The following is a 23915-nucleotide window of genomic DNA, read 5'->3' as shown; positions in this document are numbered from 1 at the left end:
ATGATCGAGCTCCTCTTCTCCACGCTGGACGACCTCGTGCGCCTCAGCGGGCAGCTCGCGGAGTCCCAGCGGGTCATCGAGGGGTACGCTCGCACGCTCGAGACGCAGGTCCAGGAGCGGACGCAGCAGCTCGTGCAGACGGAGAAGATCGCCACCATGGGCATGCTCCTGGCCGGGGTGGCCCACGAGCTGAACAACCCCCTGTCGGTGGTCAAGGGGCAGGCGGACCTGCTGCGGCTGGCCGTGGCCCAGGGCCCTCTGGCGGCGCGGGTGGAGAAGATCGGCCAGGCCGCAGAACGCTGCGCGCGCATCGTGAGGAACTTCCTGTCGCTGGCGCGCCAGTATCCGCCCGAGCTAAAGGCGACGGCGCTCAACCAGCTCGTGCACGAGGCCGTCGAGCTCCTCGGCTACCAGTTGCGGACCGTCGGGATCGAGGTGCGGCTGGATCTGGCGCGGGACCTGCCGCTGCTCTGGGCCGACCCGCACCAGCTCCACCAGGTGCTGGTCAACCTGATCACCAACGCCCAGCAGGCCATGCGGAAGCAGCCGGGGCCGAAACATCTCGTGCTCGCGACCCGGGCTGGCCGGGGTGGGGAGCGGGTCGTGCTCGAGGTGGCCGACACCGGCCCCCGGGATCGCCGCCGACGTCCTGGCGAGGATCTTCGAGCCGTTCTTCACCACCAAGGAGGCGGGGGAGGGAACCGGCCTCGGGCTGCCCATCTGCCGAGGGATCGTCGAGGGCCACGGCGGCACGCTGACGGTGACGAGCGAGCCGGGGCGCGGGGCCGCGTTCACGATGGATCTTCCCGCAGGCCGGGTCGGGACGGTCGCCGTACCCGCGCCTGCAAGCGAACTGGCCCCGCAGGCGGGACCACGGGCGATCCTCGTGGTGGACGACGAAGCTGACGTGAGGAACCTGGTGGTCGATCTCCTCTCGGCCGATGGGCACCGCGCGGAAGCGGCGCAGGACGGACTTGCCGCCCTCGAGGCGCTGGGTCAGCGCAGCTACGACGTCATCATCAGCGACGCGCGCATGCCCGGGCTCGACGGCCCCGGGCTCTACCGCAGGCTGCAGGCGGAACGCCCGGAGCTCACCCGGCGCTTCATCCTGATGACCGGCGACGCCCTGACGAGGGAGACGCGAGAGTTCATCGAGGCGGCGGGCGTCGTGGCTCTCGCCAAGCCCTTCGCCCTGGACGAGATGCAGCGGGTGGTCCATGAGGTGCTGGGGGCGGGCTGATCCCCCGGCGCCCGGGGGCTACTCGCAGCGCTTGAGGCCCAGGGCGTGCAGTCGCACCGGGCGCTGGCTCTCGTTCCGCGCCTCATGGCCCGTCATCGGCGGAAGCCACACGACCATGCCCGGCCCGTACACCTGCTTGCCGTTCCGGGTGACCAGCGTCAGCTCTCCCTCCGAGACGATGGCCATCTCGGGCTCGGCGTTGATGTGGATGCCGGGTCTCGTTGTCGAGTGCGACGCGGTCCGCGACGCCCTCGGCGGGCGTGTGGGCGGCCAGCGGACCCTCGCCGAGCAGGAGACCGAGGGCGAGGGCGCCCGCCGGGAGCAGCCGTTCCAGCCGGCCCCTCATGCGCCCATCACCTTCGCCGCGCGGGCGACGTCGCGCTGCGTGACCCAGAGGATGGCGCCGTAGCGGCCTGCCCCGGCGCAGAGGGCGTCGATGGCCGTCACGTTGATCCTGGCCTCGGCGAGCTTGCCGAGTGTCTCGGCCACGGCCCCCACCCGGTCCTCTCCCTGGAGCAGGAAGGCGCGCTTGGGTCCCGTGAGCTTCCAGCCGGCCTTCTTCGCGGCCTTGCGGAAGGCGCCAGCATCGGCCGGGACGAAGTCGAGCTGCCCGCGCCGCCCCTCGGGGAAGCCGGAGAAGGCCAGCAGGTTGACGCCTGCCCCCCGGAGCACGGCGAGCATCCGCGCGGCCTCCCCGGGCTTGTCGGGCACGAGGGCGTAGAAGTAGTCCACACGCTGGATCGTGTCGGTCATGATGAGGCTCCTTCACCTGGGGCGGGCACCCGGGCTGTCGCCCGCCCGCCCCCGCCGGAATACCTCGCTCGATCGTTCTCCCGCACTTCGTCAGTCGCTGTCAGGCAACCCCGGTAGGGGGGCAGCGGTGGGCCCAGGGCCGGGCGGCCTCGAGCTGGGCGGCGAGGCGGAACAGGGTCGCCTCATCGCCGAAGCGTCCCACGAAGTGCACCCCCACCGGCAGCCCGCCGGCGTTCCAGGACAGGGGCACCGACATCGCTGGCTGGCCCGTCACGTTGGCGATGGGCGTGAAGGGCACGAAGGCGGCGGAACGGCGGAGGCCGTTGAGGGGATCCTCCGGCGTCGGGTCGAAGGAGCCCAGCGGCAGCGGCGGCTCGGCCACGGTCGGCGTGAGCCAGCAATGGTGCCGCTCGAAGAAGCGGGCGACCTCGCGCGTCACGCGCTGGAGGTCCTGCAGGGCGAGGAGATAGGCGGCCGCGCTGTTCGCGCGCCCCGACTCGGAGAGCATCCAGGTCAGCGGCTCGAACTCCTCGGGACGTGGCAGCCGGCCGGTCCGGCGCGCCCAGTCGTCGATGGTCCAGGCGCAGCCCGAGGACCAGAGCGTGATGAAGGCGCGCGAGAACTCCTCGCCGTCCACGACGGGCGCCGCCTCGATCAGCTCATGCCCGAGGCTCTCGCAGAGCCGCGCCGTCTCCTGCACCGCCAGGACGCAGTCGGCGTGGATGGGCACGCCGCTCGCCGCGTGAGTGGTGAAGGCGATGCGCAGCCGTCCGGGATCGGCGCCGACCTCGTCCAGGAAGGGCCGGGCCGGCGGCGGGGCCCAGTAGGGATCGCCCGCCTCCGGCCCGGCTGTGGCGTCCAGCAGCGCCGCGCTGTCCCTCACGGAGCGCGTCACCGCGTGCTCGACCACGAGCCCGCTGAAGAGGTCGCCGTAGTGGGGACCCAGCGGATTGCGGGCGCGCGTGGGCTTGAGCCCGAAGAGCCCACAGCAGGAGGCCGGGATGCGGATGGAGCCCCCGCCGTCGTTGGCATGCGCCATCGGGACGAGCCCGGCCGCCACGGCGGCGGCCGACCCGCCGGACGAGCCGCCCGTGCTCCGGCCCGTGTCCCAGGGGTTCCGCGCGGGCCCGAAGAGCCGGGGCTCGGTGGTCGGCAGGATCCCGAACTCCGGCGTGTTGGTCTTGCCCAGCACGATGAGGCCGGCCCGCTTCAGGCGGACGACGAGCGTGCTGTCCTCGGCGGGGATATACTGCCCGGCCAGGAACGCCGATCCCTCGGTGAAGCCGACACCGGCGTACTCGGCGCCGAGGTCCTTGAGCAGGAACGGCACGCCCGGGAAGGCGCCACCGGTGGGGGGCGCCTGTGCCGCGCGGCGCGCCAGGTCGTGCATGGGTGTCACCACCGCGTTCAGCCGCGGGTTCAGCCGCTCGATGCGGGTGATGGCCGCCTCCACCAGCTCCAGCGGCGTGACCTCTCCCCGCCGGACGAGATCGGCCTGGGCTGTCGCGTCGAGGAAGGCCAGCCAGTCCACGGGGCGGATGCTAAGGACCCTGAGCCGGAGTGTCAAGGTACAACCTCGGCGGCGCAATCGCGGTACCATGAAGCAACCCAGGAGGAGCCATGGCTCATCGCATCCTCGTTGCCGACGACCAGGAGGCCTCTCGCAAGGGGCTCAGCGCGCTGCTCCAAGCGTGGGGGTACGAGCCCGAAGAGGCCGCCGACGGGCAGGAGGCGCTCGACAAGGCCGTGGCCTCTCGCCCCGCGGTGGTCATCACCGACCTCGTCATGCCGAAGCTCGACGGGCTCGCGTTGCTCAAGGCCCTGCAGGCGGAAGTCCCCTTCGCCATGGTCATCATCCTCACCGGGCACGGAACCATCGAGACCGCCGTGGGAGCCACGAAGGACGGGGCCTACGACTACCTGACCAAGCCCGTGGACACCAACCGCCTTCGCCTGCTCATCCAGAAGGCACTGGAGAAGGGGGCGGCCCTGCGCGAGGTGAGCGTGCTCCGGCGCCGCGTCAAGGATGTCTGGGGGCACGGGCGGCTCGTCGGCACCAGCCGCGCGATGCAGGAGGTGTACCGGCTCATCGACCTCGCGGCGCCGACCTCCGCGCCCGTGCTCATCTTCGGCGAGAGCGGCACGGGCAAGGAGCTGGCGGCGCGCACGCTCCACGAGCTCGGACCGCGCCATGACGGGCCATTCGTGGCGGTCAACTGCGCGGCCATCCCCGAGACCCTCCTCGAGAGCGAGATCTTCGGCCACGAGAAGGGGGCCTTCACGGGCGCGCTCGAGCGGCGGGTCGGCTGCTTCGAGCTGGCACACCAGGGGACGATCTTCCTCGACGAGATCGGCGAGATGTCGCCGTCGCTCCAGGCGAAGTTCCTCCGCATCCTGGAGGACGGCAGCGTGAAGCGCGTGGGCGGCAAGGCCGAGATCCGCGTGGACGTCCGCGTGCTGGCCGCCACCAACAAGGATCCCGCGAAGGCGATCCAGGACGGCAAGTTCCGCGAGGACCTCTACTACCGGCTGAACGTCTTCGCCATCCCGCTGCCGCCGCTGCGCGACCGGAAGGAGGACATCCCGCTCCTGATCCAGGCCTTCCTCGAGGAGTTCGACGCGAAGTACGACCGCAAGGTCCGCGGCGTGGACGACGCCGCCCTGAGCGTCCTCACCGCCCACGACTGGCCGGGCAACGTCCGGGAGCTGCGGAACATCGTGGAGCGCGCCCTGATCGCCTGTCCGGGGGAGCTGATCGCCGCCGCGCACCTGCCTGCCGGACTCGGCGAGCGGCCGGCGCGCGAGCCCGAGCCGGCGGGCGCCGTCCCTCCGGCCGCGGGCCCGGGGGGCGAGGTCCCCGCGGGCGTGCGGCTCCGTGATCTCGAGCGCGAGGCCATCCTCAAGACGCTCGCCGCCGTGAACAACAACAAGACGCGCGCGGCCCAGCTGCTGGGCATCAGCCTGAAGACGCTCCACAACAAGCTGAACCGCTACGGCCCGTGAGATGTCCTGGAGCCTCAAGACCAAGGAAGCCCTCGCCGTCACGCTGCTGGCGCTGGGCGTGGTCGCCACGACCACGTTCGTCCATCTGGCGCAGCTGACTCGCGTGGTGGTGGAGGAGTCCCGCCGCCAGGCCGACCTCGTGGCCAAGCAGATCTATGCCCAGAGCGGCCGGGCCCTGGCGGCGCGGCGGGGCGGGGGACCGCGCGAGGTGCTACGGCGGGACCGTGATCTCCGGAGCCTCGTGGAGGCCAGCGTCGGCTACTCGCCGCACCTGCTCTACGCGCTGATCGCCGACCAGGACGGGGCGATCATCGTCCACAGCGAGCGCCAGAAGGAGGGAGGCGCCGCCGTCTCCCGACCGGACCTCAGAACGCTGCTCACGCTGGACCCGCTGCGCCGCGTCTACCTGCTCTACGCCCGAGGGCAGACCTACGAGGCGGTGCTGCCCGTGACGCTTAACGGCGCGCCCTTCGGCGCGATCCGGATCGGCGTCTCCACGACCCTCCTGGGCCGGGAACTCTCCGCGGCCGTCACCCAGACGCTGGCCCTGGCCGGGCTCGCGCTGCCCGTGGCCTGGCTGCTGGCGCTCTTCCTCGTCAACCTCGTTCTCAGACCCGTCGGCCAGCTCGCGCGGGACGTGGACCGGCTCCGCCGGGGCGAGCTGGAGGCACCCGCCGCGGGCGGGGGGGGGCGCACGGACGAGCTGGGAGAGCTCTCCGCCCAGCTCCAGCTCCTCAGCGAGCAGCTCCGCTCCGACCGCGTGAAGAGCCTGTCGGAGAAGGCCCACCTGCAGCACGTCGTGGAGATCCTCGAGGACGGCATCATCTTCTTCACGCCGGACCGGCGCGTGCTCTTCTACAACAAGGCCACCGAGGCCGTGGTGGGGCGTCCGCTGGCGGAGGCCAGGGGCGCGCGGCCCGAGGAGTTGCTCCCTCCGGGGCACGCCCTCCGCGCGGTGCTGGAGCGGGCCTTCGCCGACCGCGAGGATGTCCGCAACGCTACCATCACGCTGGCCGTGGACGAGGCGCCCCGGGAGCTGCTGGTGTCCGTGTTCTTCGTGGCGGACGTGCAGAAGGCCATGGGCGCCATGGTGCTGCTGCGCGATCTCGAGTCCATCAAGACGCTCCAGTCGCTCATCTCCTACTCCGCCAAGCTCGCCGCCCTCGGCCGCCTGACCTCGGGCGTCGCGCACGAGGTCAAGAACCCGCTGAACGCCATGATGATCCACCTGGAGCTGGCGCGGGCCCGGCTCGACGCCTCGGCGCCCGACGTCAAGCAGAGCCTGGATGTGATCGGCAGCGAGATCCGCCGGCTGGACCTGGTGGTGCAGGGCTTCCTCAAGTTCATTCGCCCTCAGGAGCTGTCGCTCAAGGCCGTGGACGTCAATGCCCTGCTCCAGTCCGCCGTGGCGCTGCTGGAGCCGGAGTGGCAGCCGGCCGGCGTGCGCTTCGACCTCGGGCTGGACCCGACCTGTCCGCCCCTCTCGGCCGACGAGGATCTCCTGCGCCAGGCGTTCCTCAATATCCTGGTCAACGCCTGCCAGGCGATGCCCCAGGGCGGAACCGTGAGCATCGCCACCTCGTGGCGGCGGCGCGATCACGTCACGGTCACCATCGCCGACGAGGGGGTGGGTATCCGCCCTGAGGACCTTGACCGGATCTTTTCCCTCTACTACACGACCAAGCCTGGCGGCAGCGGCATCGGCCTGTCCATCGTCTACCGCATCGTGCAGATGCACGACGGCACCATCGATGTCGCCTCGGAGGTGGGGCGGCGGACCATCGTGACCTGCCGCTTCCCGCTGCGATGAGCCGGGTGTTCCCGGGCTGGATCATTCTTGCCCTGGCTCTTGCCGTGGCCGGGTGCACCTCGGTGCGAGGCGCCTCCCCGTCGCCGCCGGCCCCTGCTCCGCCGCCGGCCACCCCCCCGCCCACCCCCCCGCCTGTCGCGCCGCCCGCCCCACCCCGTGCCGCCCCCCAGCGGAAGGAGGCGCCTCCGGTCCTCGCCCCGCACGTGAGCGGAGAGGAGGAGATCCGACTGAGCCGGGAAGCGAGGAGCCGCATCGAGGCCACCGAGAAGGCCGTCAGCCAGCTCGATCAAGCGAAGCTCGGCCAGGGCCAGCGGGAAACCCTCGACACGATCCAAGACTTCCTGGCCAAGGCGAGGGAAGCCATGGCGGCCCGGGACGTGCAGCGCGCCTTCACCTTGGCCGACAAGGCCCAGGCTTTGGCCAAAGACCTTTCGCGATCGGCCCGCTGATCGGAGAGTCCTTCGGCCGATCGTTCCGGTAAGCCTTACATCCCGATCGTGTAAGCGTTACGAGACTGTCGCCCGACGCCGGGGGGGTTCCCCCGGATCCACCGTCGGCGCTCACCCGGGAAAGATAGACGCCAGAAGTACTTCCGCAACACCAGGCGGGGGACAGGGCGTCACCGCAGAGCTGGCACAGCTCCTGCCACCCTCGCCAGAGGCGCTCAGGCGCCGCGGGGATATCCGGGGCAGCGCATGAAGGTCCAACGGCCAGCCAGATGCCAAGGAGGGAGTGCGATGACGGGCAAGGTGGTTTCTCTGATGCTCTGTGCAGGTGTGGCTCTCTCGGCCACGGCGTGCGCGACCAAGGGCTTTGTCGGGACGCAGGTCGGCCAGGCCGAGGCGCGGCTGGGCCAGGTCAGCCAGCGGGTGGACGAGCAGGATGCCACGCTGCGCGACACCAAGACTCGCGTGGAGGAGGCTCGCCAGTCCATCGACGTGCACGGCCAGCGGCTCCAGGGACTCGATGGCAAGGTGATGGAAGCCGGCGCGCTGGCATCGGAGGCCACGACAGTGGCGCGGGAGGCCCGGAAGGGCGCGGACGAGGCGGCAGCGAGCGCCCGCGACGTGGACGGCCGGCTGACGCAGCGCCTGGCCAACCGCAACCGCTATGCCCCAGTCGAGACACGGACGCTCTACTTCGCCTTCGGCAAGGCCGAACTCCGTGACGAGGCCATCAACGAGCTCGGCGAGGTGGTGAAGATACTCAAGGAGGACCCGAACGCCGTGGTCGAGCTCCAGGGGCACACCGACTCGGTGGGCAACGACCGGCTCAACCTGAGGCTGAGCCGGGAGCGGGCCGATGCGGTGGTCCGCCATCTCGTCCACAAGCACGGCATCGAGCTCAGGCGCATCCACGCGCTCGGCCTCGGCAAAGCCGTCCCGGTGGCCAACAACGATACCCAGGAGGGACGGGCAAAGAACCGCCGCCTCGACATCAGGATCCTGGCGCCCCAGGCCTAGGGCCCCGCCGCGGCGCCGGCAGCCCGCGCTCCCCGGACAGGGGGACGGATGCCGGCGTCGTGCCCCCCGGCCGCTTCCGCGGACCACCTTCATGCGATTCGCCTGCCTCATCGTGCGTGTAACCGCTACCTCAGCGCTGTGTAATGCTTACGCGCGGCCGCGGGACCTGGCGGCCGGGTGCACGCTCGCGCCGGCGCCGCCGGCCGCGCAAGTCCAGATAAATCCAGTCCTTCTGGACGTCGCACCCGCTCCGGTCGACCCTGGCACCGCATCTGCTCTAAGGGGATGGGTGGTACGGACGATATGCAGCCGGGCTCGAAACCGAAGGAGACGACGGAGCGCGAAAAGCAGGTGAGGGAGAACCTCCAAGCCGCGGAGCAGGCGAGGCGAAGTGGCGCGGCGCGGGGGGCGCTCCTCATCGTGGAGGACGATCTCCATAGCCGTGAAGGACTGCGGGACCTGCTCGCGCGGAGCGGCTTCAGCGTCGAGATCGCCGCCGACGGCATCCAGGCCATCCGCAAGGTCAAGGATGCGCACTTCGGGGGAGCGATCATCGACCTCGACCTCCCGCGGTTTCACGGCCTCACGATCGACGGGTGGGACGTCGCCCGCATCTGCCGCGCCTTCGTGCCAGACATCGCGCTCGTTCTCGTGAGCGCCGAGGGCGGGGCCCATGTGGGGGCGCGCGCCCGCGGCATTCCCAGGTGCGACTTCATCGAGAAGCCGATCGACCCGGAGCGTCTCAAGGCCACCCTCGGGCGGCTCGCGCTCGGGGGGGAGGAGGAACGCGGCGACAGCCGCGCGTGACGAGGCCGGCGCGGGGGCCGCGGCAGGCCCCCGACGATCATGCCCGCTGGCGCGGAGGCGGCTCGAACCATGGGGGCAAACCCGAGGGAAGTAGCGAAGCGATGCGACCACGACCATCGAGGAGGATCCGGAAATGACGGACGAGAAGTGGAACCCGTGGAAGCTCACGGCGCTCGGCTTGGCGCTGGTGGCGAGCACGGCGCTCGTGACGGGGCTCGTGGTGGCGAGCTGGGGACCCTCCGATGAACCGGGCGCCCCGTCGACCCCGCGCACCGGGACGGCGCGCCACGTGGCCGCGGTCCCTACCGCGGCGGACGTGGAGGCGTGCAACCAGTACGCAAGGTCCCGGGGCGACCGGACGGTTGAGGTGGTCAAGGACGCGGCCATCGGCGCGGTGGTGGGAGCCGGCGTGGGCGCCGCAGGGGGAGCGGTCGCCCAGGGCGGCAAGGGCGCAGGCAAGGGAGCCGCGATCGGAGGAATCGTCGGGGGCACGGCGGGCACGCTCTACGGGCTGAACGCGACCAAGCAGAACGACGCCCGCTACGCGGAGGCCTACCGCGCTTGCCTTCGCGGGCGAGGCTACACCGGCTAGGCGAGTCGCGGCCAGCGTCAGCCGTCCGCGCCCGGGCCGAGGCGCGCGCCGGAAGGAGCGTTGCGGCCACGTCGCCGTGCGTCGGGCCAGGCACGAGCACCTCGTCAGGCTCATGGACCTCTGCCAGACTCTCGGCGGAGGCGAACGCGAGGACGAGGCCTTCGCGCGGGCCCGCGACTTCTTTCTCGGCGTCATGCCCGAGGCACAGGCACGCGGAATCCTCGCCTACCTGAGGAGGATCTGGGCGCGCGACCCACGACCGTCGGCGCGTCGAAGGCCTCGCCAGGGAAACGCCGAGTGTCGGCCTCGTGGACACTCCGGGGGCGGCGTGGTATAAAGGGCGAGCACTCCTCGGGCTCGTGGTGCAGCCTGGTTAGCACACTGGACTGTCAATCCAGAGGTCGCGGGTTCAATTCCCGTCGAGCCCGCCATGACAATACGGCGCCAGACAAGGCGTTTCGCTCGCAACGGCGGACTGTTCACGGGACACGCTCCGGGCCGTCCGCCGTCGCTTTCTCCGTGCCCGACCGTGCCCGAGAGTGCCCGTTTGTGCCGGCAGAAGTGGGAAAGACGTAGCAAAGTCACCGCGCGGGGCTACACGTTCACGGCAACGGGAACCTACCGGCGGCTCGGCGTCCCGACCCTGGAGGCTGTCAACGTCGGTGGTGGTCCCAACCGGCCACGCCCAGGGTTGACGGGGCTCGGCTTCAAGGTCGCCGGGACCGCGAGGGTCGCGGCGCCGGCCTGGGACGTGCGGCGGCTCGTGGATCGCTGGCGGTGGGGCGCGTAGCGCGCTACGGCCCTCGCGGCCAGCGCTAGGAACCCAGCGGCTAACGTCACGCTCACCCCCAGCCGAGCCAATGGCGCCAGGTGGGAGGGCGGGGAGGGCGGGGCACTTCTTCGGGGCGGGCCCGGCGCTACGCTCTCGCCGCGGCGATGAAGGACCGGATGTCGTCCTGGGTCTGGCCCGCCTGACGGAGCGTCGAGGTGACCCACTCCTCCTCAAGGAGGTCACTCAACGGCATCGAGATGTAATGGGTCCCGCCGCGCTTGCGCCAGAGCTCCGTGCGCTTCTGCTTGGTCTTGTAGGTGTAATTCAACTCGCGGAGCTTATTAACGAAGTGCTGCCTCGGAATCACGGTCCGCTGTCCTGGTGGTGAACGGCACGTCGAACCACAAGTCGGCGGGCGGCGAAGGAAGCGGACCCGTGATCTGCCATCCCCGATCGCGGAGGAAGCGCTCCAGCTCCTTCGAGGCGATCAGATCGGTGAGCATGGCGTTGAGCGTCTCGGCGATGCTCTCTGTCATGGCGGCCCAGGTCTCACCCTGGATCGTGAGCCCGAGCGGATCGCAGACCGCCACCCAACTCCCGCCCCGGGCGCGGAAGCACCGCCACTCCGTGTTGCCTTTGACCTCGACCTTCACGATCGTCAGCACATCTGGCCTCCGCTCCCAGCCTACACCCCGAGCCCGGGCCGCGCCCCGTTCTGAGATGGCCTGGCCGCCTTGTGCCCGCCGGCCCGTCGCCCACAAGATGTCGGGGGCCGGCCGCTCCGCCGCAGGGTGGTGGAACTATGCGCGCACCGGGGATCGTGCGCAAGAGGGGCCGCGGGGCTCCATCGTGTGGCCTGGCGGCGGCCCTCGCCGCCGCGGGTCCGCACAGATTACCGGGGGCCTTTCGCCCTTTCCGTGACCGGCGCGGAGCTGGCGACGTCCGGGGACGGGTGGCCGCGGGCGCGAGCGCGGGCACAGTCGGGGTGGTCGCTGCCACGAGCCGGGCGTGGGGTGGCAGGATGTGGCTGCCACCGATGTCCTCGCCTATGTCGAGACGCCACAGGTTTTCGTCGTGTCGCCGGACGCAGTGCCGTTGCGAGGCCGCGGCAGGTTGAGGATGAATCCCGAAGGTGCTGAGGCCGGATCACCGCTCGCGGGCTAGGCGCCGGGTCGCTCCCGGCGTCGGTGTCCCCCTGCCCGCCCGCCATTCCGTTTGGCCTGAGCCGCACGCTTTCTTCGGACGAAAACGCGGACCCGGCACCTGTCATCGCAGAAGCGTTTCTTACCGCGCCCGACGAACCACTTCCGTGGGCAGTGGGGATCGCCGCACCGGGCCACGGCCGGAAGCCGGTCGCCGCGCGTTACAACCCCCAGGGCGAGGAGCCGGAGGATGTCCCGCGGGGTTGACCGCACCAGGACGAAGCCGTGCCGGCTGCGGCTCTGGCCGATGACGCCGATATTCCGGATCGTGATGTCGGCCCCCTCAACGCGCTCAAGCGTTTCAGTCTTCCCCGCCGCGAGGAGATCGAGGTCAGACGGCCCCGAAGGGCGGCGGGGCGGCAGGAGAATACCCTCGAGAAGCCAGCGCACTGAGTGCTGAAGCGCGGGGACGTCGCCCCACGTTGGGGCCGGTTCCATTTCCCCCCATAGGGCCTCCGCCGGGTTCCGGCAGAACTTACCGAGATCCTCGAGCAGTCGGGTCCGCTGTCGGGATCTGAGTCGGTCGAGGTCGGTCACCAGGAACCGGACGAGGAACTCGGCGCGAGTTAACGCCTGAGGGCGGGCCATTGCGTTAACGATTCTTTCATGGATCGTTGACAAATGTCAAGGTTCCTCTAGCCTCGGGGGTGACATGAGACCCGTGACAGCCGGCGAGGCGGGACAGCTCCTGCAGGTCAGCGCGGAGCGCGTGCGGCAGCTCGAGCGGGCGGGGCTGCTCCACGCGTTCCGGACGGCGCGCGGTTACCGGATCTTTCTGCTCGAAGACGTGGAGCGGCTCGCGGCCGCGCGCTCGGCCGCGAGAGCGCGGGGGCACGAGGGGGCGGGGAGGTGAGCGTCCCACGGCAAGGCGGCGCCCAGGCGACGATGCTTGCCGCGGCGCTCGAGTACGCCGGCCGCGGCGTGCCCGTCTTTCCTGTCTGGTGGCCGATCGGCGGGCGCTGCGGCTGCGGGGAGGCGGATTGCACGCGCCCGGCGAAGCACCCCATCGGCGCCGTGGTGCCGCACGGACTCCACGATGCGACGACGGTCGCGGCGATCATCCGCCGCTGGTGGACGCGCCACCTGAGCGCCGGCATCGCGACACCGACGACCTGGTGCACAGTGCTCGACGTCGACCCGCGCCACGGCGGCGACCTCACGCTCGCCGAGCTCGAGCAGCAGTGCGGGGCGCTCCCCGTCACGCCGCGAGTCCTGAGCGGCGGTGGTGGCAGACATTTGTTCTTCGCGCCGGTCTCCGGGCTCCGAAATAGTGTCGGCAAGATCGGCCCCGGCGTGGACGTGCGGGCCGCGGGCGCGTATGTGCTCCTGCCGCCCTCGGCGCATGTGAGCGGCGCCACGTACCGCGACGATCCCGACGCGCCGCTGTTCGAGACGACGCTCGCGTCGATGCCCACCTGGCTCTTGGCGCTCGCCTTCGCGCCGGCCAGCTCCTCGAATGGTGATGGAGAGCCTGGCGAGGCGACCGACTGGGCGGATCTCCTGGCCGGCGCCCCGGACGGTCAGCGCCACGCCGTCGCCGCGCGCATCGCTGGGCACTTCCTCGGACTCGGCATCACAGCGCCCGAGGTTGAACAAATCCTCCTCGGCTTCGCGGCTCGCTGCTCGCCGCCGTTCCCGGCCGCCGAGGCGCGGCAGATCGTCCGCGACCTCGCCGTGAAGGACGCGCAGCGCTCCGCGTCCGCTGAGGACTCAGGCGATCCGGCCGTGGGCGCTCCGGCTTGGTCGCTTCACGATGGCGCTGATCCGTGGGAGTTCCCCGCGATCGCCGAGCTGATCGAAAGCCTGCTGCCCGCCAAGGGGATTGTGTGGTGGGGCGGCTTGCCCAAGCGATTCAAGAGTCTCCTCGCCCTTTACGTCTGCCTGGCGATCGCGTGCCGGCGCTCCGCCGTCGCCAAGAAGTTCCTCGTCCGGACCTTCCCGAAGATCCTCTATGTCTCGCGCGAGGACGGCGGCGCACGGCTTGACGGTCGCCGGGCCGACATCCTGAGTGCCTGGACGGAGCGCCCCGAGCCCGGGGCCATCGTGTTCGTGATCCGCCCCCATCTCGACCTGGCGAACCCGGAGCATATCACCTGGCTCCGGAACACCTGCCGGTCCCTCGGGATCACCATGGTGGTGCTCGATACGTGGACCGCTCTCTCCCCGTCCGCTGATCCCCTTGGCGCGCACGACCAGGCCCGGCTCGTCGCAGTCGTCGTGCAGCTCTGTGAGGACATCGACGGCCTGGTGATCGTCGTCGACCATTCCCGCAAGAACCGACCGGACGGGCAGCCGCTCTCCTCGGCCGATATCTTCGGCCCCCCGCAGAAGTGGCAGGCCGCCGAGCATGTCGTGATGCTCGATGTCGTCGAAGCTGGGCGCCGGATTGAGGTGTTCGTCGAGGGCAAAGACATGGAAACTCGGCGGTTCTTTCTCGCCGTGACCCCGCCGGGCAGCGGCGAGGAAAAGTTCAGTTTCGCTGGCTCCGTCGAGGACCTCGCCGATGCCCGTCGGGCCACCGGCGCCAGGAACCGCGACGCCGTGCTCGCCATCCTGCGGGACGCCGGGGCCGCGCTCGCCACCGGCGAGATCGTCGCCCTCCTGAAGGCCAAGGATATAACCCTCTCAGCAGATAGCGTGCTCCGGCACGTTTCGGCCCTCCTGAAGGCCGGTCAGGCGTCCCAAGCCGGCAAGGGCAAGACCGCTCGCTACTCGGCCTTGCCGGTTTCGCCGCAAGCACCGTGTGCGTCGATGGACGAGGCGAACGGATGAAACTCCGCGCCAATCACCGAATTACCGCCGCAGCACACCATCTGCGGCGAAGCCTTCCGAGCCCGAAGAGGGAGGACGCCCCCAACGGAAAAGGGCGCCCCTCCCGTGGTTTTCACCGCACTACCGCACACGGTATATATAGTGCGGCGATCATTGCTGCGGCGATCGGCGTCGCCGCGCCAGCCGCCCCCGCCCACCGCCTCGGGGACCCCCGACTCAACCTCTCACGTTCCACCGAGGAGTCCTCGGCGTGAGCGTCCCCGCGAGCCCGATCGTCGCGCCAGGCAACGGCACCGCCGCCGAGCCGCGGCTGGCCGCTGCGAGCCGCCGTCTGCGGCGCCGTGCGGGCCGTCGCCGCACGCTCTCAGCACCGCCGCCTGGTGGAGTTGGAATCCAGGGCGCGGCCCTCGGAGCCGCGGAAGACGCGGCTGAATCGCGCGTCTTTGCTACGTCTTTGCCGTCTCAGCACGGGTGGGGGCGCGGGCTCCCGCTCCGAGTCGCGTCGAGCTACTCGGGCGTGCCAGTCCGCGGTCTCTGGCGCCTGATCGTGGCCGGCGCGTTGCCTGTGGTCCGAGTACCGGGCATGAGAGCTATCCTCGTGCTCCGAGACGACTTGGACGTGCTCCTCGTGACGCACAGGGGCGCCCACGCGAGTGCTGGCGAGCGGGGCGCGGAAGGCGTCCAGAAGGCGCGCGCGAAGCGTCTGAGGGCGGGGATCGGGGCGCCTTCGGCGTGCGATCCGGGCGCGGTCGGGAGCGCATGCAGGGCGGATACCGTCGCGGTTGGGGGCAGATCGTGAGCCGGCCATTGAGGAGCGGGTTGGTGCGGGTCTTCCGGGACCACCGCGGCCCCCTGGCGAGAGGCTATCGACACGGGTACCTCGCGCTCCTGGCCGGGCTCGGGATCGACGGCGACGCGCTGCTCCGGCGGGAGGCCGCCCGCGTCGCTCTGCTCAGCCTCAGGGCCGGCGAGGCCGCGCGGGTGTGGGCCGAGCTGGTGGAGCAACGCCGAGCGGGCCGGGGCCGGCGCCCGTCGCCGCGACAGGTCGAGCGGGCGGCCCGCCGGGCGGCTCTCGACGATGCCAGCGCAGCCCAGGCCCTCGCTACGCTCCGGGCCCTGGCCGCCCGGGGGCGCCGCTCAGCCGTTGATCCCGCCCTGGCGCGGCTCCGCGGGGGCGCGGCGTGACGATCATCGAGGCGCTCGCCGATCCTGCCGTGTTCGGCGGCCTGCCGGCGTTCCGCGACTTGACGACATGGCGCCGGTGGATCGTCTTCCTTAAAGCCGTCTACGGGCTTCCGATGGACCTGGAGGAGGAGGGCATCTTCCGCCACCACACGGGGCGCTCCCGCTATGCGCCCCCGCCGGGGGGATACCCCGAGGGGGTCGTGGTGGTCGGCCGGCAGTCGGGCAAAAGTCGGGTGGCGGCCCTCATCGCCGACTTCGAGGCCGTCGTCGCCACCGCTCAGCACGACGGGACGGAAATATACGCGCTCTTGATCGGCCAGGATCACCTGGGCGCCATCCGCACGCTCTTGCGCTACGCGCGCGCCCCCTTCGAGATGTTGCCGACGCTTGCCAAGGCGGTTGTGGCGCAGACCGCGGACACCCTCCGGCTCGACAACGGAGTGGTGCTGGCGGCGTACCCCTGCCGGCCCGCCGCCATCCGCGGCGTGCGGGGGTGCGTCGGCACGGTGGACGAGCTGGCGCACTTCATCACGAGCGAGGGCCGGGCAACCGACGTGGAAATGTTGCGCGCGCTCCGGCCCTGTCTTGCGACCACGGGCGGGCGCCTGATCGTCTTGTCGAGCCCCTACGGGCAAAGCGGGGCGTTGTGGGACCTCTATCACCAGCACTACGGCCGGGACGACTCTCTGGTGCTCGTCTGGCAGGCGAGCGCGCCCGAGATGAACCCGCTCATTCCCGCCAACTACCTGGAGCGGATGCAGGACGATCCCGAAGCGTACCGGAGCGAAGTGCTCGGCGAGTTCCGCGCCGGCCTCGCGGCGCTGTTCGACCCGGACGTGTTCGACGGGCTCGTGCCCGACGGTATCCGCGAGCGCCCGCCGGCGCCCGGCACCCTCTACGTCGCGGGCTGCGACCCCTCCGGTGGCCGGCGGGACCGCTTCGGCCTCAGCATCGGGCACCATGACGGCCAGCGGGCGGTGCTGGACCTGGCCCGGGCGTGGGCGCCGCCCTTCAATCCTTCGAGGGTGATCGCAGAGTGCAGCGACATCCTAGCAACCTATGGGTGCGGGGCCGTGTTTGGTGACCGTTACGCCGGCGAGTTCGTGGCTGAGCAGTTCCGGGCGCACGGCATCGAGTACATCGCATCTCGGGACAAGAGTGTCGTCTACCTGGACCTGCTCGCGCTGGTCAACGCCGGCGGCGCCGTGCTCCTGGACCACCCCGGCCTCCTGCGCGAGCTGCGAGGCCTCGAGCGCCGCCGCGGCACGAGCGGGCGGGATCGGATTGACCACCGCCCCGGAGCGCACGACGACCTCGCCGTGGCCGCGGCGGTGGCTCTCACGACCGCGAGCAGCGCGGCGGGCGCGGCACCCGCCGACATGGCGCTGACCGCGGGGGAGTACGCGCAAATCCGGCGCGCGCTCCCCGGCCTCGACCTCCCCTCGTGGAGCGCGCGGCAGGAATACGAAGTCGGGAATGTCGTTGACGACGACGCCGCCGACGGGCCGTATGTGAATCAGTGGCACCGATGGGTATGAACCCGGTCGCCGCCATGGAGGCGGCGCCAGCAGGGGCGATGCGCCCCGAAAGGAGCACACCATGAGCGAGATCCACATGAAGCTGACGGGGCAACGCACGCTCGAGCAGCACGCCGCGGACGCTCGCGCGAATCCGCAGTCGAAGGAAATGCACGAAACGAGGGAGGTCACTCTCCCCCCCGGCGTGCACGGCCGGTTCATCGAGGCCCTCGGCGGCCACGTCGACGTTCGCCTTCCCGCCGGGGTCCACCGGCGGCTCAACACGGCAGTGGGACGCTGAGAGGAGATGAAGATGGAGACGGAGACCGTAGAGAAGACTGTGACCCCGGCCACCCTTCGTGCCCTCCTGCGCCTCGTGGAGGCCGCGCGCGAGCGGCTCGCGAGAACGTGGGCGGCGGCAAGCGAGGCGTTTCGGGACGTAGCGGCTGAGCCCGCCGACGAGGCGGAGCGCTGGCGCGCCGAATGGCGGACCTTCGAGCCCGCGACCGCGTCGGTGCAGTTGCACAAGGCGATCCGCCGCCTGGTGACGGCGGAGCGCGAGCTGTGCGAGGTGCTGGAGGCGGCACGGGCCCTCGGCACCGAGGCAGAGGCCATGCTGGAAGCCGCGCGGGCCAGCATCCGGCAAACGCGGGCCGGGGCCACGAAGCCCCAGGACCTCGCGGCGGCCGGCGAGGCGGAGCAGCGGACCCGGGAGTTGGCGGTGGCGGTGGCCGCCATGCAGGACGAAACGCTCGCCCCGGCTGCGCGCGTCGCTGACCTCGTGAAGCAGGCCCTCCCGCGGGCCGTCGCCGGCGCCTTGCGCGTCTTGCGCGAGCAGCATGTCGCCCGGGCGACATTCCAGCTCGGCGAACTGCGCCGGCGCGCCGAAAGCGTGCGCGGGCCGGCGCCCGGCGAAAGCGAGTTGATCGCCCTGGCGGCGGAGGTTCGGGCCACGACCGCCCAGCCGCTCGCGGTGCCGTCGCTGGAGTGGCCCGACGATCTTCTCACGGCGCCCCAGCTCAGAGATCCACATGAGAGTGATGGCGGGGGCACGACCGGGGCGCCCGCGAAGGCGTCGGCACCCGCACGGCGCCAGGGCACGTAGGCCCGTGCCCGACCGCGACCAACTGGCCACGACCGTGCGCGCCCTCTTGAGATTCCTTCGCGATGATGGCGTGCCCGCCGCGGACCTCGTCGGCGTCGTGCGCGCCGGGATCTTGCTCGTGGCGATCCGTGAAGGCGTCGGCGGCGGGGTAGAGGCGTTGCGCGCGTGGCTCATGACCTGTGCGCCGGCGCCGGGCGTCCCCGCCTGTCCGGACCTGACCCGATACCTCAAGGCGGCCGACGCGCGGTGGCCGTATCTCGTCGTTCTCTGGAGGCAAGCGGCGGACGCTCGCCCTACCGCCAGCGCCGATGCTGTCTTTGCGGCGTTGTGGGCGGCCGTCGATTCCGTCGAAGGTGCGCGCATGGTGGCGACGCTCGAGGCGGGGTGACGTGGCCGCTGTGAATTCTTGCCCGAAGTGCCGCGGCTTCCTCCGCGCCGAGCCGGCACTTTGGATCTGCGCAAACTGCGGCTTCGAGGCCGACCGGGCGGGCGCAGGTTCGCGGGCGCGAACGCTCCAAGCGAAAATCGACGTGCAATTGTCGCCGCGCGCCTGGCGCCGCGGAGGAGCCTTGACATCCTCCACCGGCCTGAAGGCCACGGCGTCCTCGGCGCGTCGTTTATGAAGGCATCCCGGCCCGTCACGAGCATGACCGGCGAGCGCGGGACGTTCGCGCGCCATGTCCGGGCGGCGCTGGGGGCGCGGGTGCGGCTCACGGGGTCCTCCCCCCGAGACGAGCGAGAGAAGGAGAACACGATGGCCGAGTGGAATGCCCGCGTGGCGTACCTCATGGCCCAGCACGGAATCTCGGACTTCACCACGGCCCTGGGCGACATCGGGGAGCGTCTCTGGCCCGAGCCCAAGAACCTGACCGCCCTGTCCCACCCCCGGTTCGAGAAGATCCTGGAGGCGGCGCGGACTCGCATGAACAGCGGCGATTCGCACGCGGAATCCCCGTCTGGCGGGGGGGGGCGTGCCCAATCCCTCGCCCCGGCCCCGTGAGACCTTCGCGCGCTTCACGCCCCGCGAGGCCTAGATGCTGCCCCCTGTCTCTCCCCTGAAGTCTCGCCCCACGCCGTCCCGTCGCCCGACGATTCCGCGACAAGGGTGGCCGAAGTGGAAACCATGCCTCAAGTGTGACAAGCCCCGCCTGGCGACGCATGCCGGCGACCGGATGCACTCGACCTGTCGGCCCGAGGGGGAGTAGGGGCCATGCCGGGCGGCCCCTGGTTTCTCTATCCCTTCACGGCCGTTCCTGGCGCCCCAGGGCGCGGGTAGGGTTCACCCCTTGTCTGTGCCGGAAACCCCGCCTACAGCTTCACCAGACGGCGTGCGCACGCCTCTGGTAGGCCATGACCCCCTGGAGCTCGGCGGACATCTTCGGGACGGCCTCCGTGGCGGTGGTGGTGTTCATGATCTGGCATGTGGGGCGGGCGGAAGTGAAGCCCCTGGTGGCCATCAAGATCGGCGCCGAGCGGCGGGCGGGGGAGTTGTTGGCGGGGCTGGAGCGGGCCCAGGGCGCGCGGGGTGGAGCCAAGGAACTTCGTCTCAGCCCGAGACAGAAGAAGTCCTTGACACCCTCTGTGTCCGTAGTATCCTAATGGCAAGGAGGATACAGACATGGCGACGCCCGCAAAGCGCACGAAGCCACAGCCCGACGACGCGCGCACGACCCTCAACGTCCGCGGGATCAAGGTCTCCGTCGCGCGCGCGATCCGAGCCGCGGCGATGACCCGAGGCCTCACGGTCGGCGCGTATCTGGAAACGCTGATGCCAGAGATCACACGCGACCTGCGCGCATCGGCGCGATAGAGGGAGGGGAAACATGGGCGCGATCTTTCGACCGAAATACCGCGACCGGAACGGCCAGGTCCGCGAGTCGGCCGTCTGGTGGATCCGCTTCCGCCAGCACGGCAAGACGGTCCGCCAGTCGACCGATACCGAGGACGAGCGCAAGGCCCGCGCGTTCCTCCGGGAGCGCGAGGGCAAGGTGGCGCTCAATATTCCGGTGAGCCCCACGGGGGACCGGCTGACCCTCACGGACGCGGCGACGATGCTCCGCAACGACTACACGGCGAACAGGCGCAAGTCGGCCGCGACGGTTGAATTTCGCCTCCTGCGGCTCCTGGCCCACTTCGGGGCGACCACGCGCATGAGCCGGCTCACCACGGCCGACGTCGAGCGGTACAAGGCCGCCCGCCTCGCCGAGCAGGCGGCACCGGCAACGATCAATCGAGAATTGGCCGCGCTGCAACGCATGGCCTCGCTCGCCAAGGCGCAGCACGGCTTGGCGGCACCGTTCCACGTCGCGAAGCTTGAGGAGCGGAACGTCCGCAAGGGGTTCTTTGAGCCCGCCGACTTCACGGCCGTCTGCCAGCACCTGCGCCCCGAGTTGGCCGGGCTGGCGCGCGCGGCCTACCTCACGGGCTGGCGCAAGGCGGAGCTTCGCTCACGGCAGTGGGGTCATGTCGACTTCGCGGGCGGCTGGCTCCGGCTCGAACCGCAAGAAACCAAGAACGCCGAGGGCCGCATGTTCCCCCTCACCCCGGAGCTTCGCGCGGTGCTGGAGGCGCAGCGCGCTCGCGTCGAGAGCATCCAGACGAAGACTGCGCGCGTCGTGCCGTGGGTCTTCGCGGGCGTCGGCGGTGGCCCGGTGGGCGATTTCAAGAAGGCCTGGGCGACGGCCTGCATCGCCGCGGGGCTCTTCCGCGTCGAGCCGGTGGGTGAGGCCCGGGACGGCGAGCCGCCCACGACGCGGAAGGTGCCGACGCGCATCTTTCACGACTTCCGCCGGAGCGCGGTCCGCAACCTGATCCGCGCGGGCATCCCGGAGACGACAGCCATGGCGCTGACGGGCCACCTGACGGCCTCGGTGTTCCGACGGTACGCAATCGTCGACGAAGGGATGCTCCGCGGGGCCGGCGCCAAGCTGGCCGCCGCGGCGGTGCTCCAGCAGGGCAAAGACACGGGGAGAAGTGGCAAAGTCCGCGCCATCAGGCGCTAAGAAAACGCGGACTTGGCGCGCGGGATTTTCTGACTGTCAATCCAGAGGTCGCGGGTGGGTGCACGACACCAGAATGAGGAAGGGGAAGCCACGAGGGTGTGGTAGCATGATCTTACGGCCCTGACGGCCGTAAGGAGGTGGTGCATGGCGGATACCCCCGAGGTCCCGGTCCGTGTGCGGACGCTGGCCACCCGGCTCGCAACCCCCACCCCGATGCGCCGCGGCTCGCTCTCGGAGCGCTACGTGAAGTGCAGCAAGCCCGGCTGTGCCTGTGCCGATCGCCCCGAGGCCCGCCATGGCCCGTACTACAGCGTGACCCGGACCATCCGGGGCCGGACGCAGTCGCGCTTCGTCTCCGCGGCCCAGGCCCCCGTGGTCCGGCAGCAGATCGCCGCCGGCCAGCAGTTCCGGCGCCACGTCGAGGCCTATTGGGAGGCCTGCGAGCCGTGGGCCGACGCCGCGTTGGCGGCCCCCGGGGCGACCTCCTCCGAGGCCGCCAAAAAGGGGGGCTCAAAGAAGCCTTCGACGCGGCAGTCGTCGCCGAGATCGAAGCGCTCGTAGGTCCGGGCGCCGTCGACGGGCTGGACTTTGAGGCCATCGAGACGGCCGCGCGCCGGCGCGCGCTCACCGTGGCGGCGCGCGCCGTCGAGCAGCGCCTGAACGCGGACGGGTCCGACCACCGCGGCCCTACCTTCCCGTGCGACTGCGGCACGGCGGCGCGCTACGCCGGCCGCCGGCCGAAAACCTTCACGACGGCCCTGGGCGACCTCATGCTGGGGCGCGCGTACTACTACTGCGACGCCTGCGAGAGCGGCTTCTGCCCCCGCGACCGCGCCCTGGGGTTGCAGGACGCCTCGCTCTCGCCGGCCGTCACCCGCATGGTGGGGCTGGCGGCGGCGATGGTCAGCTTCGCGGAGTCGAGCGAGCTGATGCGCGAGCTGGGGGGCGTGCCGGTGGACGCCAAGCAGGTCGAGCGCACCGCCGAAGCGCTCGGCCGCGAGATCGCGCAGGACGAGCGGACCGGGGGCGAGCCCTCGCCGCCGCCCGCGCCCACGATGTCCCTGGGCCTGGACGGCACGGGCGTGCCGATGCGCGCCTCGGAACTGCAGGGGCGGGAGGGCAAGCAGCCCGACGGCTCGGCCAAGACGCGTGAGGTCAAGCTCGTCACCGTCTGGACCGCCGAGGCCCGCGACGACGACGGCACCCCCGTGCGCGACGCGGGCTCGGTCACCTACTCGGCGGCCATCGAGAGCGCGGCCAGCCGCGACACCGATGAGGAGGTGTCGGAATTTGCACAGCGGACGGCCCGCGAAGCCAGGCGCCGCGGCTTCGACGCCGCCGCGCGCCGGGCCGTCCTGGGCGACGGGGCCCTCTGGATCTGGAACCTGGCCGACGAGCAGTTCCCCGGGGCGCTCCAGATCGTCGACCTCTTCCACGTCAAGCACTACCTCTCGGACGTGGCCAAGGACATCTACGGGGCGAAGAGCGCCCTCGGCGCGCAGTGGGCCACGCAGCGGCACGATGAACTGGACGAGGGCCAGATCGACGCCGTCCTGGCCGCCTTGGGCCTCCACGCCCAGGCCAACGACGAGGCGCGCAAGGGCCTGGATTACCTCACGCGCAACCGTCACCGCATGCGCTACCCGGACTTCCGCGCCCAGGGCCTGTGCACCTCCTCCGGCGTCGTCGAGGCTGGCTGTAAGGTCGCCATCGGCACGCGCCTCAAACGGGCCGGCATGCACTGGACGGTGGCCGGGGCCGACGCGATCATCGCCCTGCGCTGCTGCAAGCTCAGCGGCCGCTTCGAGGACTTCTGGGAGCGCCGGGCAGCGGCGCCGGCCGGCGCCCGATGAGCTCATCTCACAAATCTGTCGTGCGCCCCCCGCGGGTTCAATTCCCGTCGAGCCCGCCATGAAAGCCATAATGAAACGCGGGGTTGAGGATCGCCCCGCGTTTCGTTCTTTCTGGCCGAGGTGCTCGGTGCCCAGATAGTGCCCGTTGATCGGGCTCCCTTGCGTCCTGGTGCTGCCTCGTCGCCCTGCTGCTCTGGTTCGGCTCTAGGTGCTGGCGGTGCGTCAAGGGTGTGCATGGCCTCCCGGAGGTGCTGCGGACTCAGGTGCGCGTACCGGGTGGTCATCCGCATGTCGCGATGTCCCAGGATCTCCCCGATGGTCCGAAGGGGTACCCCAGCCATGGCCAGGTTGCTTCCCGCATCGTGGCGTGTATTGCGTAGTCAAGAGCGGGACCCCGATGGTGGAACCTGCCCGAGCTCCAGCGGCGCGGGCCCGCCCGCGCTCTCCGCGAGGCCGGCCTGGCCACGCTGGCGCAGCACCCGCATCCCTTCGCCTGGGCCGGCTACGTCCTCACCGGCCTCCCCGACTGACTCCCGCGGGCCCCACCCGCGCGCTCCCGGTCGCCCGCCGCCGGCCCCGCTCCCGCTGCCCTTGACGATGCCCCCGTTGCCAAGGCACCATCACGGCGGGGTCGGTCAGACGCGCGCGGGCGCCGGACCGCGCAGCGCCAGACGCGGAGGTGTGCGATGGACTTCGGTTTCACTGACGAGCAGGAGCTCTTTCGCAAGACGGTGCGGCAGTTCAGCGAGCGCGAGGTGCGACCGCAGTACGCGGATCGCGAGCGACCGGACTATGATCTCCCGGCCTTCTTGCAGAGGATGGCGGAGCTGGGGCTCCTG

General features: G+C 71.0%; 27 protein-coding genes, 1 tRNA gene and 1 pseudogene. 23 read left to right on the top strand and 6 right to left on the bottom strand.

All coding sequences use genetic code 11. The annotated features are described in order from the left end of the window. Together HYV93_11550 and HYV93_11545 are read left to right on the top strand one after the other, a co-directional pair. A pseudogene (locus tag HYV93_11550) lies at positions 1-339 on the top strand (hypothetical protein). Between the two features lie 250 nt (positions 340-589). Further along, entirely contained in the window at positions 590-1240 is a 651-nt protein-coding gene (locus tag HYV93_11545; GenBank protein ID MBI2526610.1) for a response regulator, read from the top strand. Between the two features lie 18 nt (positions 1241-1258). On the opposite strand, the gene HYV93_11540 is transcribed toward HYV93_11545, so the two are convergent. From HYV93_11540 to HYV93_11530, 3 genes are all read right to left on the bottom strand, one after another. After that, entirely contained in the window at positions 1259-1426 is a 168-nt protein-coding gene (locus HYV93_11540; protein ID MBI2526609.1) for a cupin domain-containing protein, read from the bottom strand. Between the two features lie 156 nt (positions 1427-1582). Further along, a complete protein-coding gene (locus HYV93_11535; protein ID MBI2526608.1) occupies positions 1583-1993 on the bottom strand; it encodes a hypothetical protein in 411 nt (136 codons plus the stop codon). Between the two features lie 100 nt (positions 1994-2093). After that, positions 2094-3593: an amidase gene (locus HYV93_11530; protein ID MBI2526607.1), complete on the bottom strand. Its 1500-nt coding sequence runs from the start codon at positions 3591-3593 to the stop codon at positions 2094-2096. A gap of 20 nt (positions 3594-3613) precedes the next feature. Here HYV93_11530 and HYV93_11525 point away from each other — a divergent pair, with 20 nt between their 5' ends. The 7 genes from HYV93_11525 to HYV93_11495 all read left to right on the top strand — a co-directional run bounded on the left by HYV93_11525 (position 3614) and on the right by HYV93_11495 (position 10099). Further along, positions 3614-4996, top strand: coding sequence for a sigma-54-dependent Fis family transcriptional regulator (locus tag HYV93_11525; GenBank protein ID MBI2526606.1), 1383 nt, complete (start codon positions 3614-3616; stop codon positions 4994-4996). Between the two features lies 1 nt (position 4997). Beyond that, positions 4998-6806 (top strand): PAS domain-containing protein, encoded by a 1809-nt coding sequence (locus HYV93_11520; GenBank protein MBI2526605.1) that lies wholly within the window; start codon positions 4998-5000, stop codon positions 6804-6806. Between the two features lie 203 nt (positions 6807-7009). Beyond that, complete coding sequence (locus HYV93_11515) at positions 7010-7255, top strand: hypothetical protein (protein MBI2526604.1); 246 nt, start codon at positions 7010-7012, stop codon at positions 7253-7255. Positions 7256-7543: 288 nt separating this feature from the next. Continuing rightward, positions 7544-8269 (top strand): OmpA family protein, encoded by a 726-nt coding sequence (locus HYV93_11510; GenBank protein MBI2526603.1) that lies wholly within the window; start codon positions 7544-7546, stop codon positions 8267-8269. Between the two features lie 351 nt (positions 8270-8620). Next, positions 8621-9076, top strand: coding sequence for a response regulator (locus HYV93_11505; protein ID MBI2526602.1), 456 nt, complete (start codon positions 8621-8623; stop codon positions 9074-9076). A 133-nt stretch (positions 9077-9209) separates the two neighbouring features. Further along, complete coding sequence (locus HYV93_11500; protein ID MBI2526601.1) at positions 9210-9668, top strand: hypothetical protein; 459 nt, start codon at positions 9210-9212, stop codon at positions 9666-9668. 353 nt (positions 9669-10021) lie between these two features. Further along, a tRNA-Asp gene (locus HYV93_11495) sits at positions 10022-10099 on the top strand. A gap of 486 nt (positions 10100-10585) precedes the next feature. Here HYV93_11495 and HYV93_11490 read toward each other — a convergent pair. Together HYV93_11490 and HYV93_11485 are read right to left on the bottom strand one after the other, a co-directional pair. Then, entirely contained in the window at positions 10586-10768 is a 183-nt protein-coding gene (locus HYV93_11490; GenBank protein ID MBI2526600.1) for a hypothetical protein, read from the bottom strand. Positions 10769-10781: 13 nt separating this feature from the next. Further along, a complete protein-coding gene (locus tag HYV93_11485) occupies positions 10782-11105 on the bottom strand; it encodes a hypothetical protein (GenBank protein ID MBI2526599.1) in 324 nt (107 codons plus the stop codon). A gap of 1198 nt (positions 11106-12303) precedes the next feature. On the opposite strand from HYV93_11485, the gene HYV93_11480 reads away from it, so the two are divergent. The 13 genes from HYV93_11480 to HYV93_11420 all read left to right on the top strand — a co-directional run bounded on the left by HYV93_11480 (position 12304) and on the right by HYV93_11420 (position 23076). Beyond that, positions 12304-12495: a MerR family DNA-binding transcriptional regulator gene (locus HYV93_11480; GenBank protein MBI2526598.1), complete on the top strand. Its 192-nt coding sequence runs from the start codon at positions 12304-12306 to the stop codon at positions 12493-12495. Between the two features lie 32 nt (positions 12496-12527). After that, on the top strand, positions 12528-14414 hold the full coding sequence (locus HYV93_11475; GenBank protein ID MBI2526597.1) for a bifunctional DNA primase/polymerase: 1887 nt from the start codon (positions 12528-12530) through the stop codon (positions 14412-14414). Positions 14415-15236: 822 nt separating this feature from the next. Next, a complete protein-coding gene (locus HYV93_11470) occupies positions 15237-15599 on the top strand; it encodes a hypothetical protein (GenBank protein ID MBI2526596.1) in 363 nt (120 codons plus the stop codon). Further along, on the top strand, positions 15596-17137 hold the full coding sequence (locus HYV93_11465) for a hypothetical protein (GenBank protein ID MBI2526595.1): 1542 nt from the start codon (positions 15596-15598) through the stop codon (positions 17135-17137). Before HYV93_11470 ends, HYV93_11465 begins: the two co-directional genes overlap by 4 nt. Positions 17138-17198: 61 nt before the next feature. Next, entirely contained in the window at positions 17199-17417 is a 219-nt protein-coding gene (locus tag HYV93_11460; protein MBI2526594.1) for a hypothetical protein, read from the top strand. 12 nt (positions 17418-17429) lie between these two features. Further along, on the top strand, positions 17430-18221 hold the full coding sequence (locus HYV93_11455) for a hypothetical protein (GenBank protein MBI2526593.1): 792 nt from the start codon (positions 17430-17432) through the stop codon (positions 18219-18221). A gap of 4 nt (positions 18222-18225) precedes the next feature. Continuing rightward, positions 18226-18609, top strand: coding sequence for a hypothetical protein (locus HYV93_11450; protein MBI2526592.1), 384 nt, complete (start codon positions 18226-18228; stop codon positions 18607-18609). A gap of 231 nt (positions 18610-18840) precedes the next feature. After that, a complete protein-coding gene (locus HYV93_11445; protein MBI2526591.1) occupies positions 18841-19221 on the top strand; it encodes a hypothetical protein in 381 nt (126 codons plus the stop codon). Between the two features lie 350 nt (positions 19222-19571). Beyond that, entirely contained in the window at positions 19572-19820 is a 249-nt protein-coding gene (locus HYV93_11440; GenBank protein MBI2526590.1) for a hypothetical protein, read from the top strand. A 19-nt stretch (positions 19821-19839) separates the two neighbouring features. Continuing rightward, on the top strand, positions 19840-20031 hold the full coding sequence (locus HYV93_11435; protein MBI2526589.1) for a hypothetical protein: 192 nt from the start codon (positions 19840-19842) through the stop codon (positions 20029-20031). Between the two features lie 13 nt (positions 20032-20044). Next, positions 20045-21223: a tyrosine-type recombinase/integrase gene (locus HYV93_11430; protein MBI2526588.1), complete on the top strand. Its 1179-nt coding sequence runs from the start codon at positions 20045-20047 to the stop codon at positions 21221-21223. A gap of 144 nt (positions 21224-21367) precedes the next feature. Then, a complete protein-coding gene (locus tag HYV93_11425) occupies positions 21368-21784 on the top strand; it encodes a hypothetical protein (GenBank protein ID MBI2526587.1) in 417 nt (138 codons plus the stop codon). Continuing rightward, entirely contained in the window at positions 21670-23076 is a 1407-nt protein-coding gene (locus HYV93_11420) for an ISKra4 family transposase (GenBank protein MBI2526586.1), read from the top strand. Before HYV93_11425 ends, HYV93_11420 begins: the two co-directional genes overlap by 115 nt. A gap of 2 nt (positions 23077-23078) precedes the next feature. On the opposite strand, the gene HYV93_11415 is transcribed toward HYV93_11420, so the two are convergent. Then, positions 23079-23417: a hypothetical protein gene (locus tag HYV93_11415; GenBank protein MBI2526585.1), complete on the bottom strand. Its 339-nt coding sequence runs from the start codon at positions 23415-23417 to the stop codon at positions 23079-23081. A 345-nt stretch (positions 23418-23762) separates the two neighbouring features. On the opposite strand from HYV93_11415, the gene HYV93_11410 reads away from it, so the two are divergent. Further along, positions 23763-23915 (top strand): acyl-CoA dehydrogenase family protein (locus HYV93_11410; GenBank protein ID MBI2526584.1); only part of this gene is annotated, 153 nt, incomplete at its 3' end.

This window comes from Candidatus Rokuibacteriota bacterium (assembly GCA_016188005.1).
GTDB lineage: Bacteria > Methylomirabilota > Methylomirabilia > Rokubacteriales > CSP1-6 > UBA12499.
This window is presented reverse-complemented; position numbering and strand designations above follow the sequence as displayed.